We start from the raw sequence: 15788 nt of genomic DNA on the forward strand, positions 1-15788 counted from the left end.
GTTACTCCAGTATGTCGGTCAGGGCTGCCACAACCCGATCCACGTCGGAGAGCGTCATGTCGGGGAAGAGGGGCAGGGTGCAGAGCCGTGACGAGTTCCACTCTGTGTTGGGTAGCGAAAGATCCGGATAGCGCTCCCGGTAGTACTTCTGGGTGTGGGCGGCGCGAAAATGCAGGCCACTGCCGATGCCTCGCTCCTGCAGCGCCTGCATCAGCTGATCGCGATCGAGGCCGCACTGCTCGGGGTCGACCCGCACCATGAAGAGGTGCCAGGCATGCAGATGGGGGTAGGTGGGGATGGCCAGCGGTGCCAGCGGCAGGTTGGCCAGACGTTCATGGTAGCGAGACACCAGTTCGACCCGCTTGGCATTGAGCTCGGGCAGGCGGGCCAGCTGCACCAGGGCGATGGCGGCGTTGATGTCGGCCAGGTTGTATTTGAAGCCCGGCATGATCACCTCCGCCTGCGGCTTGCGTCCCTGCGTCATGCGGTCGAAGGCATCGACTCCCAGGCCGTGAAATTTCAGCATGCGAGCCTTGTCGGCCAGCGCCTGGTCATCGGTCACCAGCATTCCTCCCTCGGCACAGGTAAGATTTTTGATGGCGTGGAAAGAGAAGATGGCGGTGCCGGTTTCCCCGACCCAGCGCGCGCGATAGCGGGTGCCGACTGCATGGGCGGCATCTTCGATGACTGGAATATCGTGCTGGCGACCCAGGGCGAGGATGGGGTCGAGGTCGACCGGTGCCCCTGCGTAGTGGACCGGGATGATGGCCCGGGTGTTGGGGGTGATGAGCGGCGCTATCTGGTCGGCGCTGACCATCAGAGTATCCCTGTCCACATCGACAAAGACCGGGGTGGCCCCCAGCAGGGTGATGATGTTGATGGTGGAGACCCAGGTCTGGGAGGGCGTGATCACCTCGTCACCCGGGCCAATCCCCAGCGCCATCAGGGTGACATGCATGCCCGCGGTCGCGGAGCAAAGCGCGACCGCATGCTGGCAGCCAAAGGTCTCGCAGAAACGCTGCTCCAGCTCATGATTTTTCGGGCCCGTGGTGATCCATCCCGATTGCAACACCTCGCTGACGGCACGGATCTCGGCCTCGCCCATGGCAGGCTTTGAGAATGGCAGAAAGTCTTTCATACGACTCCGGTCTTAATGTCGCAAAAAATAAAATGACGATGAAAATCTGCATTGCTGATTTTCACTGGAAATATGCCTGGGGAAAGTGTCGAGATTGCTCGATATATTTTGAAAGTAGCTGAATAACGAGTTTTTATTCAAGCGCACAGCAACACTTGGTAACAATTACTGCCGTTTTGATGGCGTGGCTTAATATGGAAATATCTCGTAACAAAAAATCGCTTGGCTTTATTTTAGGTTGGTGTTTAGCCACTTTTTTGACTGTCGCCATCTAAATCATCTGCTATTGATCAATAGGTTGGGTGTCATTCAGAATTGACATTGCTTGTTACAAATTGCCCGTAGTGCAATTGAGTAAAGGATGTAAAGTTTCCATCATTACGCATTATGGAAAAATCGTTATGAATATCACAGTGTTTGGCAGTGGCTATGTCGGACTGGTACAGGCAATTGTATTGGCAGATGTAGGGCACCAGGTTGTTTGTATCGATCTCGATGCAGATAAAATAAATAGATTATCCCATGGCGAATTACCAATATATGAGCCGGGACTGGATGTGTTATTACACCAGACATTGCAAAATGGCTCGCTGACATTCACCACGGATATTCCCATGGCGGTTACCCATGGTGACGTGCAATTTATCGCCGTCGGTACGCCCCCTGATGAGGATGGTTCGGCCGATCTGAGCGCCGTCAGGGCGGTGGCGAGATCGATTGCCCAGCATCGTGCAGATGAGGTGATCATCGTCAACAAATCCACCGTGCCGGTTGGTACGGCAGACAAGGTGTTTTACTGGGTCAGGGAGCAGCAGGCCGAACTTGGCAAGCAGTTTGAATTCGATGTGGTCTCCAATCCGGAATTTCTGAAAGAGGGGGCGGCCGTCAGGGATTGCCAGCGCCCGGATCGCATTGTTATCGGCACCGGCAAGGAGCGTTCCAGAGCCGTGATGCGCGAGTTGTATGAGCCATTTAATCGCAATCACGACCGCATTCTGTTTATGGATGTTCGCAGTGCCGAGCTGACCAAATACGCCGCCAACTGCATGCTGGCCACCAAGATCAGCTTTATCAACGAGATGGCCGGGCTGGCCGAGCGGGTCGGTGCCGATATCGAACTGGTGCGGCAGGGGATTGGTGCCGACCAGCGCATCGGCTACCAGTTTATCTATCCCGGTTGTGGTTATGGCGGATCCTGTTTCCCCAAGGATGTGAGGGCATTTCTGGCGACTGCAGCGGCCCTCGACTACGACACGCCGCTTATTCGTGCGGTGGAGCGGGTCAACGAGCGGCAGAAGTTCAAGCTCTTCGACACCCTGGCCTGCCACTTTCACGAGCGAGGCGAGTCGCTGGCGGGCAAGACCATCGCCATCTGGGGACTCGCCTTCAAGCCCAATACGGATGACATGCGCGAAGCGCCGAGCCGGGTGTTGATGGAGGCGCTCTGGCAGGAGGGGGCCCGGGTGCAGGCCTTCGATCCGGTGGCGATGAAGGAGGCACAGCGTATCTATGGTTGCCAGCCCGAGCTGTCGCTGATGGGGACCAGGGAGGCAGCGCTGGCGGGGGCGGATGCGTTGGTCATCTGTACCGAGTGGAACGAGTTCAAGGCGCCCGATTTTGCCCAGATCAGGAAGATGCTGGCGCACCCCCTCATCGTCGATGGTCGCAATCTCTACGATCCGCTCAAGATGAAGGGGCTGGGCTTTTCCTACTATGCCATCGGGCGTGGGGAGACCATTACAGAAGGTATGAGCCATGCAGAGTGCTGATATTTCGGAGCGCACGCTCTGCTGGATGTTGCTGCTGGTTACGCTGGTGCTGCTGTCTGGCCAGTTTGACCATCAGCTCTGGACCCCTGACGAGCCGCGTGAGGCAGCCATTGCACTCGAGATGTACCGCAATGGCGATTGGGTGGTACCGACCCTTGGCGGGCACAGCTTTATCGAGAAGCCGCCGCTCTTCTATATGGCCGCTCTGCCGTTTCTTGATGGGTTTGAATCCTGGCTGGGGGTGACCAATAGCCTGCGGTTGGCGGGCGTGGTCTGGGCGGCGGGTATGCTGCTCTTTACCGGCCTGCTGGCCTATCGCCTGCTTGGCAATAGATCGGCCGCGATCTGGTCGGTGATCGCACTGGGCACCATGGAAGGATTTATCATCAACACGCACTGGATTAGAACGGACAGTGCGCTTGCCTTCTTTGTCATATTTACCCTTTGGGCATTTTCAGAATATTACCTTGTAAGCCGTCGGTGGATGGCGATACTGGCCGGAATAGGGTTGGCGGGCTGTTTTATGGCAAAAGGTCCTATTGGGCCACTGACAGTTTTTTTTGGCTGGTTCCCGCTATTCTTCTTCGCTGCAAGATGTGCCGCCATCGACAAAAAACTGCCAGGATTTATCTGGCAGCATCTGCTGATGCTGCTCTGTTTTATATTGCCAGTGGCAGCGTGGATTCGTGAATTAATTAATCATGTCGATGGCGATGCTTTATGGAATGAGTGGTTCTGGCAGAATCAGGTAGGCCGCCTGACAGGCACCTCGACCGAACTCGGCCACATCAAGAAAGGGGCATATCTTTATTATTTATGGGGGATGGCTGAATATACCAACCCCTGGTTGCCATTCATTTTCTATTGGGGTTGGCAAACCATCAAACAGCGACGCTGGAGTCGTGAGAGGTTATTTCTGTTGTGCTGGGCAGTGGGCACCCTTTTGCTGTTAACCCTCTCATCCACCAAGCGCACCCTCTATCTTTTTCCGTTGTTGCCGGTATTTGCCATCATGCTGGGTCAGGTCAGCCTGAACTGGCCGGGATGGACGGCTCGCTATGGTCGGGGATGGCTCTGTTTCATGCTGCTGTTCTGTGTCGTGGTCATAGGGCTACCTCTGCTGGGCCCTTCACTACCGGTGGCCAGTCATGTTCCGGCAGACGTGCTACAGGTCGCCAGCAAGCTGGGGTGGCGTTATATCCCCGCCAGTATGCTCTTCGTGATTGCGCTGGCGCTGTTGTTGCGGCGCAAGGAGGTGCATGGCGCTACTCATGTTGCCAGCTCGGTGGCCATCATGTTTCTGCTCACCTTTACACTGGTTTACCCCTTGATCGATGCCGCCAAGGGAGTATCGGGAAAGATGGCCCGGTTGCTTGAGGGAATACCGCTCGAGAAGCGGGATCGCATCGCCGGCTGGCAATTGGGGGAGACGGAGCTTGGTCTGCTCTCTGCCTATGAGCAGATGCAGGTAATGAATCTGGACAGGGAGAAAGTGAGGGATGTGGTTGCCTGTCGTGATGCCCGGTTTGATGCCGTGTTGGTCAATGGTACGGCCGGGGAGAGGGTCAAGCTGCTGGAGGGGATTCCCTATCAGTTGCTGGCCCAGACCGCTCTGCGCTCGGACAAGGGGCAACTACTGACTCTGGTGACAGGATTACGGTGCCATTAAGCCATCTATTCCCATTCAGGGGCACTGTATGAGGCAATATGGCCGTGTGGTGACGGTTCCGCTCTTCCCGGCCTAGCGTCGGGCTGACAGCGGGTTTGCAACCCTTGGTGATAAGCGAACTTCACGATGCGGCCATCTCGCAGGTGGCTAATGAATGGGATAGATGGGGTGTGAGGGGCCGCGACCGCTATGGGTTGCAGGAACTTCACCCAGCCGGATTGGTGGATTGCAAAGATAAAAAAACCGATGCCTTGGCATCGGTTTTTTTATTACCGGTTTATCCGTATCACTCAGCCACGGCCGAGGCGGTTCTCCGGGTAGTTCTTGGCCAGCACTTCGCGGGCATGCTTGGCCAGCTGCGGCATCTTCAGGGCGTCGTAAGACTCGACCATGATCTCCAGTGCCTTCTCGGTTTCGGCTGTGTCGGGGTAGGTCTCGACAATCAGCTTGGCCCGGTTGGCGGCCGCGACCAGTGCATCACGCTTCACGTAATACTCGGCCACGCTCAGGTCATATCGGGCCAGACGATTCTTCAGGCCAATCATGCGAGCGCGGGCATCGGCGGCATAGACGCTGTTGGGGTAGTTTTGCAGCAGGGTCTTGAAATCCTGGAATGCCTGACGGGCATAAGCCGGGTCTTTGTCGTCACGACCGATACCGAACAGGCTCTGGAAGAAGTTGTAATCCGCCGCCATGTTGGTCAGGCCGCGCATATAGAATACGTAATCGATATTTTTATGCGCCGGATTGAGGCGGATAAAACGGTCGATATTGGCGATCGCCTGAGCGGTATCATCCTGCTTGTAGTAGGCATAGATGAGGTCAAGCTGTACCTGGTTAGAGTAGGCGCCGAACGGGTAGCGAGAGTCCAAAGCCTCAAGTAATTCAGTGGCTTGCACGTAATTGCCAACGTCCAGTTTGAGGCGTGCTTTCTGGTACAGGGTCTCCGGCGGTTCGTCGGGTACCTTGGGTTTGGTGCTGGAACAGCCTGTGATCAAGGTAGCGACCAAGGCGAGCGACATCAGCAGGTGAGACTTCTTTCCCATCAACAACATCCGGTCCATTTCCACGAAATTGGCAAAGTATCCGTTATGCTTGGCTAAAAGAAAAGCTAGAATACCCGGATTATTTCGAATTGATACCCCCCGCTCAAGAGACCATACATGAGCCAGCATATTGAACTGACAGGCGAATTCCAGGATCACCAATTCGGGCAGCGACTCGACCAGGCCCTGGCCGAATTGTTTCCAGACTACTCCCGCACCCGCATCAAGGAGTGGATTTTACAGGACAGAGTGACCCTGGACGGTCAGGTTGCCAACACCCCGCGCGAGAAGATTTTGGCCGGGCAGCAGGTGCATGTGAATGTCGAGCTGGAAGATGATACTCGCTGGGATGCCCAGGATATCGAGCTCAACATCGTTTATGAAGATGAACACATTCTGGTGATCGACAAACCAGCCGGTCTGGTGGTTCACCCGGGCGCAGGCACGCCGGATGGCACCATCCTCAACGCCCTGCTGCACCGCTACCCCGGCATTGCCGAGGTACCCCGCGCCGGTATCGTGCATCGTCTGGATAAAGACACCACAGGTTTGATGGTGGTTGCCAAAACCGTACCCGCCCAGACCCATCTGGTGGAAGCGTTGCAGGCGCGCCAGATCACCCGTGAGTACGAAGCGATCGCCATCGGTCACATGACCGCAGGTGGTACGGTTGATGCGCCCATAGGCCGTCACCCGACCCAGCGTACCCATATGGCCGTGGTGCCCAATGGCCGCCCCTCTGTGACCCACTACCGGGTGCACGAGAAGTTCCGTGGCCACACCCGTCTGCGTCTGCGTCTGGAAACCGGCCGTACCCACCAGATCCGTGTCCACATGGCGCACATCAAACACCCGCTGGTGGGGGATCCCGCCTACGGTGGCCGTCTGCGCCCGCTGCGCAACGCGACCCCCGAGCTGACCGAGGCGCTGCGCAACTTCCATCGTCAGGCGCTGCACGCCACCATGCTGCAGCTGGCTCATCCCATCACGGGTGAAGTGATGCAGTGGCACTCCCCCACGCCGCAAGACATGGTGGCGCTGATGGAGGTGCTGCGTGCCGACACCCTCGCCAATCCGGATGAATTGGTCTGGAAATAGTGGCTTGATTGAGGCACTGCACTCCTGAATAGCCCTCGCCAACCTGGACGAGCTGGTCTGGAAAGGGTGATGAATCTGGCGGTATTGCGACAACTTCTGCCGTAACCCGCCGATACAGCGCGTAGCACACAGAACCTTGAAACGGGGCGTCTTGACTGGTTGCAGCCAAGCGCCCCGTTTCCATTTGAACGATAGAGCGTGAAGGAGTGAGCAATGAAATGGCTTGAACCCGACTGGCCGGCACCAGCGTGCGTCCGTGCCCTTTCGACCACCCGGGATGGCGGAGTAAGTGAAGGGGTCTTTACCGGCCTCAATCTGGGGGCCCACGTGGGTGACGAACCGGTGCGAGTCGAGGCCAATCGGGCCCGGCTGCAGCAGGCGGCTGCCATCCCGGGGCCCCTCAACTGGCTTAATCAGGTGCACGGCACCGTGGTTCATCAGGTCAGCAGCCATTATCAGCAGGCGCCGGATGCTGATGCTGCCTGCGCCCATGAGGCGGAGCAGGCCTGCATCGTGATGACTGCTGACTGTCTGCCGGTGTTGTTCTGCGATCGGGCCGGTACCGTAGTGGCTGCCGCCCACGCGGGCTGGCGTGGACTGAAAGAGGGCGTGCTGGAGGCGAGTATCGCTGCCATGGGTTGCGAGCCGGGTGAGATCCTGGCCTGGCTTGGCCCAGCCATCGGCCCCACAGCGTTTGAAGTGGGTGGCGAGGTGCGCGAAGCCTTTATGGCTGAGCAGGCTGAAGCAGAAGCGGCGTTCGTCCCTTCGTCCAACGATGGCAAATGGTTGGCGGATATCTACCAGCTGGCGCGGTTGCGCCTCGCCCGTGCTGGCGTTACCGCCGTCTATGGCGGCGAATACTGCACCTTCAGCGATAGCGAGCAGTTCTACTCTTATCGTCGCGACGGCCAGACCGGCCGTATGGCCTCCCTCATCTGGTTGGCCCGCTAAGCAATCACCCGCCAACTAATACCCCGTCTCTCTCAAGAACAGATCCGTATGAGAGAGGCGGGGATCCTGCCCTCTCCCCGCTTTGCAGAAAAAATAACCAGCCCATGCCCTTGAAATAGCCCGTACGGGCCTCATCTTTCATCTCAGAAAGTTATGTTGTTTGCCGCGCAAGCGGCGTCTGCCTGTTTGAAGGGGGAGTGCAATGCGCCTCGATCGCCTTACCAGCAAATTCCAGATTGCTATTTCCGATGCCCAGTCTCTTGCGCTGGGTCGTGACCACCAATTCATCGAACCCGTTCACCTGATGACCGCGTTGGTCAATCAGGATGGCGGCTCCATCCGTCCGTTGCTCACCCTGACCGGGATGGATATCAACGCCCTGCGCTCCCGTCTCGGTGAGGAGCTGGATCGCCTGCCGCGCGTCAGCGGCGTGGAAGGGGACGTGCAGCTCTCCAACGGCCTCGGCCGCCTGCTCAACGTCTGCGACAAACTGGCCCAGCAGCGCAAGGATCAGTTCATCTCCTCCGAACTGTTCGTGCTGGCTGCCCTCGACGACAAGGGAACGCTGGGCGAGCTGTTGCGCGCTCAGGGGCTGACCAAGGAAAAACTCGAAGCGGCCATCGACAAGGTGCGTGGCGGCAAGAAGGTGGAAGATGCCAACGCCGAGGAGAACCGTCAGGCGCTGGAGAAGTACACTATCGATCTGACCGAGCGGGCCGAACTCGGCAAGCTCGACCCGGTGATCGGCCGTGATGATGAGATCCGCCGTACCATTCAGGTGCTGCAACGCCGCACCAAGAACAACCCTGTGTTGATCGGTGCTCCCGGTGTCGGTAAAACCGCCATCGTCGAGGGGTTGGCCCAGCGCATCATCAACGGCGAAGTGCCGGAAGGGCTCAAAAACAAGCGGGTGCTGTCGCTGGACATGGGGGCGCTAGTGGCGGGGGCCAAGTATCGCGGTGAGTTTGAAGAGCGGCTCAAGGCCGTGCTGACCGATCTCGCCAAGGAGGAGGGCAACGTCATCCTCTTTATCGACGAGCTGCACACCATGGTCGGCGCCGGCAAGGGCGAAGGGGCAATGGACGCGGGCAACATGCTCAAACCTGCGCTGGCCCGTGGCGACCTGCACTGCGTCGGCGCCACCACCCTGGATGAGTACCGTCAGTACATCGAAAAAGATGCCGCGCTGGAGCGTCGCTTCCAGAAGGTGCTGGTGGAAGAGCCGACAGTCGAAGACACCATTGCCATCCTGCGCGGCCTGAAAGAGCGTTACGAGCTGCACCACCATGTGCAGATCACCGACCCCGCCATCGTGGCTGCGGCCCAGCTGTCGCACCGTTACATTGCAGATCGCCAGCTGCCGGACAAAGCCATCGATCTCATCGACGAGGCGGCAGCCAGCATCCGGTTGCAGATCGACTCCAAGCCGGAGGCGCTCGATCGCCTCGAGCGACGCATCATCCAGCTCAAGCTGGAGCAGCAGGCGCTGATGAAGGAGGACGATGACGCCAGCCGCAAGCGTCTGGAGCTGATCAATCAGGAGATTGGCGAGAAGGATCGGGAATACAACGAGCTGGACGAGGTATGGAAGGCCGAGAAGGCCGCCCTTGCCGGCACCCAGCATATCAAGGCTGCGCTGGAGCAGGCCCGTCAGGATCTCGATGTGGCGCGCCGGGCAGGCGACTTGGGTCGGATGTCCGAGCTGCAATATGGCCGCATTCCGGAGCTGGAGAAACAGCTGGATCTCGCCACTCAGGCCGAGATGCAGGAGACCAGCCTGCTGCGCAACCGGGTCACCGATGTGGAGATCGCAGACGTCCTGGCCCGCTGGACCGGTATTCCGGTCGCCCGCATGCTGGAAGGGGAGCGCGACAAGCTGCTGCGGATGGAAGATCAGCTGCACAGCCGGGTGATTGGTCAGGAGGAGGCGGTCGATGCGGTCTCCAACGCCATTCGTCGCTCCCGTGCCGGTCTCTCCGACCCTAACCGCCCCATCGGCTCCTTCCTGTTCCTGGGGCCCACCGGGGTGGGCAAGACCGAGCTGTGCAAGGCGCTGGCCGAGTTCCTGTTCGATACCCAGGATGCCATGGTGCGGATCGACATGTCGGAGTTCATGGAGAAACACAGCGTGGCCCGTCTGGTGGGGGCGCCTCCCGGATACGTGGGTTATGAAGAGGGTGGTTATCTGACCGAGGCGGTGCGCCGTCGTCCCTACTCGGTGATCCTGCTGGACGAGGTGGAGAAGGCGCATCCGGATGTGTTCAACATCCTGTTGCAGGTGCTGGACGATGGCCGCCTGACCGATGGTCAGGGTCGGACCGTCGATTTCCGCAACTCGGTGGTGATCATGACCTCCAACCTCGGGTCGGATCTCATTCAGGAGCACCACTCCGAGAAGGATTACGACGAGATGAAGGCCATGCTGATGGATGTGCTGACCCGCAGTTTCCGGCCGGAGTTTATCAACCGGATCGACGAGACGGTGGTGTTCCATCCCCTCGGCGAGGAGCACATCAAGTCCATCGCTCGGATCCAGCTCAAGAGCCTGATGGGCCGTCTTGAGGCTCAGGGTTACGAGGTGGAGGTGAGCGAAGCGCTGCTCGAGAAGCTGGTGCATGCCGGGTTCGACCCCGTCTACGGGGCGCGTCCCCTCAAGCGGGCGATCCAGCAGAAGGTGGAGAACCCGCTGGCGCAGGCGCTGCTCTCCGGTCGCATCGTTCCGGGCAAAAAACTGGTGCTGGGGGCCGACAGCAACGGCCTCACCATGACCCAGTAACTAGTCTCGCATCTATATTTGCAACGCCAGCCCTCGGGCTGGCGTTGTCGTATCTGGTGGCGGGGATTCGGGCGCAAAAAAACGGCAATCCGAAGATTGCCGGGAGGAATGTAGTGACGCGACCTGACGTGGGTTGAGCGGGTCGCAGGGGCAAGCCCCCGATTGCGAAGCAAGGCCGCTGCCGGTCTTGCCTCTTACAGCCTGCCGGGGATGCGCTCGCTCAACCCCGACGGCCACCTGCCTGTTGCCATGCCCGCGCGATGACGCCAGCATAGCCTTCATTCGTTACAGCATGCCTTGCACGGCGGCTTTCATCTCGGCCGGCCAGACACCAACCTGCACCTGACCAATATGCTCTTTTTGCAGCAGCAGCATGGCCAGACGGGATTGGCCGATGCCGCCGCCGATGGTCTGCGGCATCCGTGCGGCCAGCAGATCCTGATGCCAGTCATACTGCAGGCGATCCTCGTCGCCGGTGATGGCCAGCTGGCGGCGCAGCGCCTCGGCATCGACCCGGATCCCCATGGAGGAGATCTCGAAGCTGTCTTGCAGCACCGGGTTCCACACCAGAATGTCACCGTTCAGACCCGCCAGACCCAGCTCGTTGTGGCTGCTCCAGTCGTCGTAGTCCGGGGCGCGCACATCGTGGCGCTCACCGTGGGAGAGGGCACCGCCGATACCGATCAGGAACACGGCGCCCAGCTCTTTGGCGATGGCACGCTCGCGACCCTTGGCATCGAGGTCCGGGTAACGGGCCAGCAGCTCTTCGCTGTGCAGGAACTGGATCTCGGCTGGCAGGAAGGGGGTCAGCTCATGCTCGGCGCAGACTGCGCGCTCGGTGGCCTTGATGGCGGCCCAGATACCGCGCACGGTTTCCTGCAGATAGGCCAGATCGCGGCGCTCGCTCGGCATCACCTTCTCCCAGTCCCACTGATCCACGTAGACGGAGTGGATGGGGGTGAGCTTGTCTTCATCCGGACGCAGTGCCTTCATGTGGGTGTAGATCCCTTCGCCCGGGCCGAAGCCGAAGCGACCCAGGGTCTGACGCTTCCATTTGGCCAGTGAATGGACCACTTCGTAGCTGTGCTCCGGCAGGGTTTTCACTTTGACCTGCACTGCATTCTCATGGCCAGAGAGGTTGTCCTGAGTGCCATCACCGACACGGCTCAGAATGGGGGCTTGCACCTCCATCAGACCCAGTTGCTGGGCGAGTTGGCGGGAGAACATCTCTTTGACGAAGCTGATCTGCTGTTGGCTGCGAATGTAGTGCTGTTTCATGCTGAATTCCTGTTTCAAACCCCGTTGGATGTGGTGATTCTTCAACGGATTGCCAACCAAATTCAATATTCGATAATAAAAATAGGCTTTGTGTGTTTTTTTCTTCAAAATAAGGATGCTTTTAATGACGTATCGCTAACGGGAGGACAAAAAAATGCCGGAAAATTACCGGATCGATAATCTCGATCAAGCCATCCTCTCCGCTCTGATGGAGAATGCGCGTATTCCTTATGCCGAACTGGCGAAACAACTGGCAGTCAGCCCGGGCACCATCCATGTGCGGGTGGAGAAGATGAAACAGGCGGGGATCATCGAGGGGACACGGGTGCAGGTTAACCCCAAGAAGCTGGGTTACGACGTCTGCTGCTTTATCGGGATCAATCTGAAGAGTGCCAAGGATTACCCCTCGGCACTGGCCAAGCTGCAGGCGCTGGACGAAGTGGTGGAAGCCTACTACACCACGGGCCACTACAGCATCTTCATGAAGGTGATGACACGCTCCATCGACGAGCTGCAGATAGTGCTGATCAACAAGATCCAGACCATCGACGAGATCCAGTCCACTGAAACCCTGATTTCACTGCAAAACCCGATCCTGCGGGATGTGAAACCCTGACCCCTTGATCAGGGTTCGATATAGGGGATGGCGTACTTGTCGTAGAGGGCCTTGAGGCTGCCGTTTCGCTTCATGCGCAGCAGTTCGGCATCGTAGGCCGCCATCAGGGCGGGGGTCTGTGCATCTGCTCGTGCGCGGGCCCAGGTGTTGAAGTAGGGGCTGCTCTTGAGCGGTTTGGGCAGGTAATCGACCTTACCCGTCAGCCCCTCCTCCTTGATCTGGGTGAAGGCGGTGACCAGCGGCATGGGCACGGTATCGATCCGTCCGGCCAGCAGTTTACGCAGTTGCAGCTGGTTCATGGTGATCTCCTGAAACTGATAGGCCGGGTCGGTCATGGCCGCTGCCAGTTCAGGGGTATAGGAGAAATCCTTGGTCACGCCGATGCGCCAGGGTTTGAGATCGGCCAGCGTTTCGTAGCGGATCTTCATCAGGTCCGCCTTGCGTACAAAGAAGTGCCAGCTGTGGCGAAGATGGGCCTGTTGGGGATAGATGAGATAACTCTCCCGCTCCGCCTTGTAGGAGTGGGTCATCACCAGGTCGCAGGCGCCGGTTTCGGCATTGCGGGTGAGGCGGGCACCGGAGTCGGCCAGCTCGATCCGAAAGGGCGTCTCCAGCTTGTCGAATATGGCGGTGACGATATCGATATCAAGACCCTGGGGTTTCTGATCGGCATCGAGATACTTGAGCGGGGGCTCCATGGTGCCGCAGATCACCAGCTCTTTGGCGGGCAATCCGAGTGGAAACAGCAAACAAAACAGGGGGATCACACGCAAACTACGTCTCCTGAGCCCGTTTGAAGATATTCCAAGACCTGATTCCAGTATATTGGATGGCACCTGATCCGTTAGAAGCGACTGTTTATGGCAAATCCTGAAATCGAGAGCCCGCTGGACGGGATCGACAAGTTGACCGTCTCGCTCTACCGCCTTGGCTTGAGTGCAGCTGCCCTGTTGCTGCTTTGCCGCGGTGCGGCGCTGCTGAGCGGGATGGCACTGCTCCCGTCGGCACAATGGTTGATGTCGCTGGCAGTGGCAAGCGCAATCTGCGGCTTCTCGCTGCATATCTACGACAAGCGGATTCGCCTGATTCTGCAGGGATTTGGTTGGGGCGCGCTGGCCCTGGCTGCGGTAGGAGCGCCGGATGCGCTGGTGCTGGGAGCGGCCTTGGCGACCCTCTCCGGGCTGGCGTTCAAGGAGCAGTTTTGCTTCGCCATTCCCGGCATCAAGCTGGTGCCCGTATTGCTGCCGGCGTTATGGCTGCTGGAGTGGTTGCGGGTGGAGTGGGCCGCCGCACTGGTGGCGCTGGCCTGCGGGGCCCTGTTGACCTTGCTGGCGCTGGCCAAGTGGCGGATGCCCCTGCACTTCGATATCGGTGACAAGGGGCGTTACCAGATCTAGGTCTGCTGGCACACCTTCATCTGCTGGTTGAGGGCCTGCATCACCTGACGGCGGCTGATGATGCCGACCACCTTGCCCTGTTGCTGCACCGGGTAGATCTTGGGCTTGGCGTCAGCCATCTGGCGGGCCAGCTCCAGAATACTGTCATCCGGCCCGACCGAGAGGGGCGAACGGTTCATCAGATCCTCCACCCGGGTGCGGGTATCGCAGTGGTAGCTGCCGGTGAGCAGGCTGGGAATGCAATCTTGTTCGGAAAGAAAGCCGATCAGCCGTTTCTGCTCATCCAGCACCGGCAGGCCGCCAAGACCCGATTGATGCAGGCGATCCAGCGCCTCGGCCAGGCCGAGTCCGGCAGTCAGGGAGTGGGTCAGGCGACCCATGTGGTGGTGTACTTTCAGCATGGTGGTAACTCCGCAAGAGGGGGATGCCGCCACTATGACGCGGGTGGGTGGCCCGCGACCAATGGCTTGTGCCGCAGAGATTGATAGGCACCGGCCATCGGCGGTGATCCGCTGGCAGGCGGGCTTCGTTCATGCAAGACCATGAAAGGGAAAGGAGATCGTATGCGTGCATTGGTTACGGGCTGCGGCCGTCGACTCGGATTTTATCTCTGTGAACAGCTGGTGGCAGCGGGTTGGCAGGTGACGGGCAGCTATCGCAGCGAGCGGCCGGAGCTAGCCACGCTGGCAGCACTGGGGGTCGAACTGGTGCTGGCGGATTTTGGCCGGGAAGATGACGTTGGCAAGCTGATCGATGTGCTGGCTGCCCATCAGGATCTGGCGCTGGTGATCCACAACGCCTCGGCCTTCGAGCCGCAGGCAACTGATCCGGCGGCGCAACTGGCCCAATTCGAGCAGTTCTACCGGGTACACATGGCGGCCCCCTTCCAGCTAAACCGGGCGTTGGCCCCCCAGCTTGCCAGCAACCCCAACGCCAGCATCATTCACATCACCGATATCTATATCCATGCCCCGGCCCCCCGTTTTGCCAGCTATGTGGCGACCAAGGCGGGAGCCCATTCGCTGGCCATGAGCTTTGCCCGCGAGCTGGCGCCTGCGGTGCGGGTCAACACTATAGAGCCGGGGCCGATCCTGTTTCTCGACGAGCATGACGAGGCATGGCGCCAGCAGGTGTTGGCGAAAACACCGCTGGCGCGGGAGGGTGGACTTGAGCCCATCTGGCAGGCGGTGCAGTTACTGATGGGGAACAGTTATATGACGGGGGCCAGCATCAAGGTAGATGGCGGGCGGGCGCTGGCCACCCTCTGATAGGTTGCCGAGCACCAGCGGCCCCAGCCCGACCTGCCGAGTCAGCAAGCCTTTGCCGGGTTTGAGTTTGCCCGACGGGGCGGGGAGCGTCACTTGCAGCGCCACCTTGGGCTCATGCACCTCGCCATGGCCATAGAGCTCGGCCAGCAGCTCCGCCAGATAGGAATCGACCTCTGCCGAGGCAAAGTCACCGCTCCTGTTGCTGGCCAGAATATCGATGTCGAGCGGCCGATCGTGCACCTTGCAGAGTGGATCGCTGCGATCCCGGCCGTGAGCTACCTCAAGGGCGACAAAGTGCTGCTTGAGGCGGGCGGCATCGAGCGGGCTCTCCACCACCAGCAGGCAGTTGAGAAAGTCGTGGCAGGAGTGCATTCCCACCGGCTTGGTGCGGATCACCGAACTCAGCCGCAGGGGGCCGACGTTCACAAACAGCTCGGCCAGCGCGCGGCTGACATGGATGTGCGGGTCAATATTGGATCCAATGCTACACAGATAGAACATGCTCACCTTCCCGGGGTTGGGCTCATCTGAAATGTATACGCAGCTCACGGTTATCGGATTAACTATGGCTTAACATTGTCTTATCTATTGTGATCCGGCACTGATTGGCAGAAAGGAGGTTTGCATGAGTGTGGAGCTGAAATGGGCGCTGTTGACCGCTTCGGGTGCGCTGGCGCTGATCATGATTATCTGTCTGGCCTCTGTCGCGTTGGCGTGAATCACCACAATCCAGATAATCCAAACCGGCCTGTTGGCCGGTTTTGTTTTTCTGGGCGGTGCAG

Annotated in this window: 15 protein-coding genes; 9 read left to right on the forward strand and 6 right to left on the reverse strand. The window is 59.1% G+C overall.

Going from position 1 to position 15788, the window contains the following annotated elements; translation table 11 throughout:
• Nucleotide 1: 1 nt before the first annotated feature.
• Entirely contained in the window at nucleotides 2-1138 is a 1137-nt protein-coding gene (gene arnB, locus G5137_RS18930) for a UDP-4-amino-4-deoxy-L-arabinose aminotransferase (RefSeq protein ID WP_216952254.1), read from the reverse strand.
• A 401-nt stretch (nucleotides 1139-1539) separates the two neighbouring features.
• Here arnB and G5137_RS18935 point away from each other — a divergent pair, with 401 nt between their 5' ends.
• Together G5137_RS18935 and G5137_RS18940 are read left to right on the forward strand one after the other, a co-directional pair.
• Nucleotides 1540-2907, forward strand: a complete 1368-nt coding sequence (locus G5137_RS18935) for a UDP-glucose dehydrogenase family protein (RefSeq protein ID WP_216952253.1) — start codon at nucleotides 1540-1542, stop codon at nucleotides 2905-2907.
• Nucleotides 2894-4576, forward strand: coding sequence for an ArnT family glycosyltransferase (locus G5137_RS18940; RefSeq protein WP_421255806.1), 1683 nt, complete (start codon nucleotides 2894-2896; stop codon nucleotides 4574-4576). Before G5137_RS18935 ends, G5137_RS18940 begins: the two co-directional genes overlap by 14 nt.
• 290 nt (nucleotides 4577-4866) lie before the next feature.
• Here G5137_RS18940 and G5137_RS18945 read toward each other — a convergent pair whose 3' ends face one another.
• On the reverse strand, nucleotides 4867-5622 hold the full coding sequence (locus tag G5137_RS18945) for an outer membrane protein assembly factor BamD (RefSeq protein WP_005339769.1): 756 nt from the start codon (nucleotides 5620-5622) through the stop codon (nucleotides 4867-4869).
• Between the two features lie 117 nt (nucleotides 5623-5739).
• Here G5137_RS18945 and rluD point away from each other — a divergent pair, with 117 nt between their 5' ends.
• The 3 genes from rluD (at nucleotide 5740) to clpB (ending at nucleotide 10447) form a co-directional block, all read left to right on the forward strand.
• Nucleotides 5740-6720, forward strand: a complete 981-nt coding sequence (gene rluD / locus G5137_RS18950; RefSeq protein ID WP_227341786.1) for a 23S rRNA pseudouridine(1911/1915/1917) synthase RluD — start codon at nucleotides 5740-5742, stop codon at nucleotides 6718-6720.
• Between the two features lie 213 nt (nucleotides 6721-6933).
• On the forward strand, nucleotides 6934-7671 hold the full coding sequence (gene pgeF / locus G5137_RS18955; RefSeq protein ID WP_421206357.1) for a peptidoglycan editing factor PgeF: 738 nt from the start codon (nucleotides 6934-6936) through the stop codon (nucleotides 7669-7671).
• Between the two features lie 202 nt (nucleotides 7672-7873).
• On the forward strand, nucleotides 7874-10447 hold the full coding sequence (clpB, locus tag G5137_RS18960; protein ID WP_421255807.1) for an ATP-dependent chaperone ClpB: 2574 nt from the start codon (nucleotides 7874-7876) through the stop codon (nucleotides 10445-10447).
• A gap of 285 nt (nucleotides 10448-10732) precedes the next feature.
• On the opposite strand, the gene asnA is transcribed toward clpB, so the two are convergent.
• A complete protein-coding gene (gene asnA / locus G5137_RS18965) occupies nucleotides 10733-11725 on the reverse strand; it encodes an aspartate--ammonia ligase (protein WP_058056217.1) in 993 nt (330 codons plus the stop codon).
• A 154-nt stretch (nucleotides 11726-11879) separates the two neighbouring features.
• Between asnA and asnC the strand changes: the two genes are divergently transcribed.
• The gene (gene asnC / locus G5137_RS18970) at nucleotides 11880-12341 is read left to right on the forward strand and encodes a transcriptional regulator AsnC (RefSeq protein ID WP_216979927.1); all 462 of its coding nucleotides are present in this window, start codon (nucleotides 11880-11882) and stop codon (nucleotides 12339-12341) included.
• Between the two features lie 8 nt (nucleotides 12342-12349).
• On the opposite strand, the gene G5137_RS18975 is transcribed toward asnC, so the two are convergent.
• Nucleotides 12350-13114, reverse strand: coding sequence for a substrate-binding periplasmic protein (locus G5137_RS18975; RefSeq protein ID WP_216979928.1), 765 nt, complete (start codon nucleotides 13112-13114; stop codon nucleotides 12350-12352).
• Between the two features lie 87 nt (nucleotides 13115-13201).
• On the opposite strand from G5137_RS18975, the gene G5137_RS18980 reads away from it, so the two are divergent.
• Nucleotides 13202-13738: a DUF2301 domain-containing membrane protein gene (locus tag G5137_RS18980; protein WP_064338940.1), complete on the forward strand. Its 537-nt coding sequence runs from the start codon at nucleotides 13202-13204 to the stop codon at nucleotides 13736-13738.
• Here G5137_RS18980 and G5137_RS18985 read toward each other — a convergent pair.
• A complete protein-coding gene (locus G5137_RS18985) occupies nucleotides 13735-14139 on the reverse strand; it encodes a CBS domain-containing protein (protein WP_216979929.1) in 405 nt (134 codons plus the stop codon). The genes G5137_RS18980 and G5137_RS18985 overlap by 4 nt on opposite strands.
• 162 nt (nucleotides 14140-14301) lie before the next feature.
• Here G5137_RS18985 and G5137_RS18990 point away from each other — a divergent pair, with 162 nt between their 5' ends.
• Nucleotides 14302-15006, forward strand: coding sequence for an SDR family oxidoreductase (locus G5137_RS18990; protein WP_216979930.1), 705 nt, complete (start codon nucleotides 14302-14304; stop codon nucleotides 15004-15006).
• On the opposite strand, the gene G5137_RS18995 is transcribed toward G5137_RS18990, so the two are convergent.
• A complete protein-coding gene (locus G5137_RS18995) occupies nucleotides 14932-15507 on the reverse strand; it encodes a 2-amino-4-hydroxy-6-hydroxymethyldihydropteridine diphosphokinase (RefSeq protein ID WP_216979931.1) in 576 nt (191 codons plus the stop codon). The genes G5137_RS18990 and G5137_RS18995 overlap by 75 nt on opposite strands.
• A 124-nt stretch (nucleotides 15508-15631) precedes the next feature.
• Between G5137_RS18995 and G5137_RS19000 the strand changes: the two genes are divergently transcribed.
• Entirely contained in the window at nucleotides 15632-15724 is a 93-nt protein-coding gene (locus tag G5137_RS19000; protein ID WP_216952243.1) for a YnhF family membrane protein, read from the forward strand.
• Nucleotides 15725-15788: the final 64 nt, after the last annotated feature.

The sequence above is a fragment of the Aeromonas sp. 600282 genome, from assembly GCF_049175755.1.
In the GTDB taxonomy this organism is placed as follows: Bacteria; Pseudomonadota; Gammaproteobacteria; order Enterobacterales; family Aeromonadaceae; genus Aeromonas; species Aeromonas veronii_A.

What these genes read in the sequence shown, in the direction of transcription:
- arnB (WP_216952254.1), bottom strand. Translation starts at nt 1,138, where the DNA reads ATGAAAGACTTTCTGCCATTCTCAAAGCCTGCCATGGGCGAGGCCGAG.
- G5137_RS18935 (WP_216952253.1), top strand. Translation starts at nt 1,540, where the DNA reads ATGAATATCACAGTGTTTGGCAGTGGCTATGTCGGACTGGTACAGGCA.
- G5137_RS18940 (WP_421255806.1), top strand. Translation starts at nt 2,894, where the DNA reads ATGCAGAGTGCTGATATTTCGGAGCGCACGCTCTGCTGGATGTTGCTG.
- G5137_RS18945 (WP_005339769.1), bottom strand. Translation starts at nt 5,622, where the DNA reads ATGGGAAAGAAGTCTCACCTGCTGATGTCGCTCGCCTTGGTCGCTACC.
- rluD (WP_227341786.1), top strand. Translation starts at nt 5,740, where the DNA reads ATGAGCCAGCATATTGAACTGACAGGCGAATTCCAGGATCACCAATTC.
- pgeF (WP_421206357.1), top strand. Translation starts at nt 6,934, where the DNA reads ATGAAATGGCTTGAACCCGACTGGCCGGCACCAGCGTGCGTCCGTGCC.
- clpB (WP_421255807.1), top strand. Translation starts at nt 7,874, where the DNA reads ATGCGCCTCGATCGCCTTACCAGCAAATTCCAGATTGCTATTTCCGAT.
- asnA (WP_058056217.1), bottom strand. Translation starts at nt 11,725, where the DNA reads ATGAAACAGCACTACATTCGCAGCCAACAGCAGATCAGCTTCGTCAAA.
- asnC (WP_216979927.1), top strand. Translation starts at nt 11,880, where the DNA reads ATGCCGGAAAATTACCGGATCGATAATCTCGATCAAGCCATCCTCTCC.
- G5137_RS18980 (WP_064338940.1), top strand. Translation starts at nt 13,202, where the DNA reads ATGGCAAATCCTGAAATCGAGAGCCCGCTGGACGGGATCGACAAGTTG.
- G5137_RS18985 (WP_216979929.1), bottom strand. Translation starts at nt 14,139, where the DNA reads ATGCTGAAAGTACACCACCACATGGGTCGCCTGACCCACTCCCTGACT.
- G5137_RS18990 (WP_216979930.1), top strand. Translation starts at nt 14,302, where the DNA reads ATGCGTGCATTGGTTACGGGCTGCGGCCGTCGACTCGGATTTTATCTC.
- G5137_RS18995 (WP_216979931.1), bottom strand. Translation starts at nt 15,507, where the DNA reads ATGTTCTATCTGTGTAGCATTGGATCCAATATTGACCCGCACATCCAT.
- G5137_RS19000 (WP_216952243.1), top strand. Translation starts at nt 15,632, where the DNA reads ATGAGTGTGGAGCTGAAATGGGCGCTGTTGACCGCTTCGGGTGCGCTG.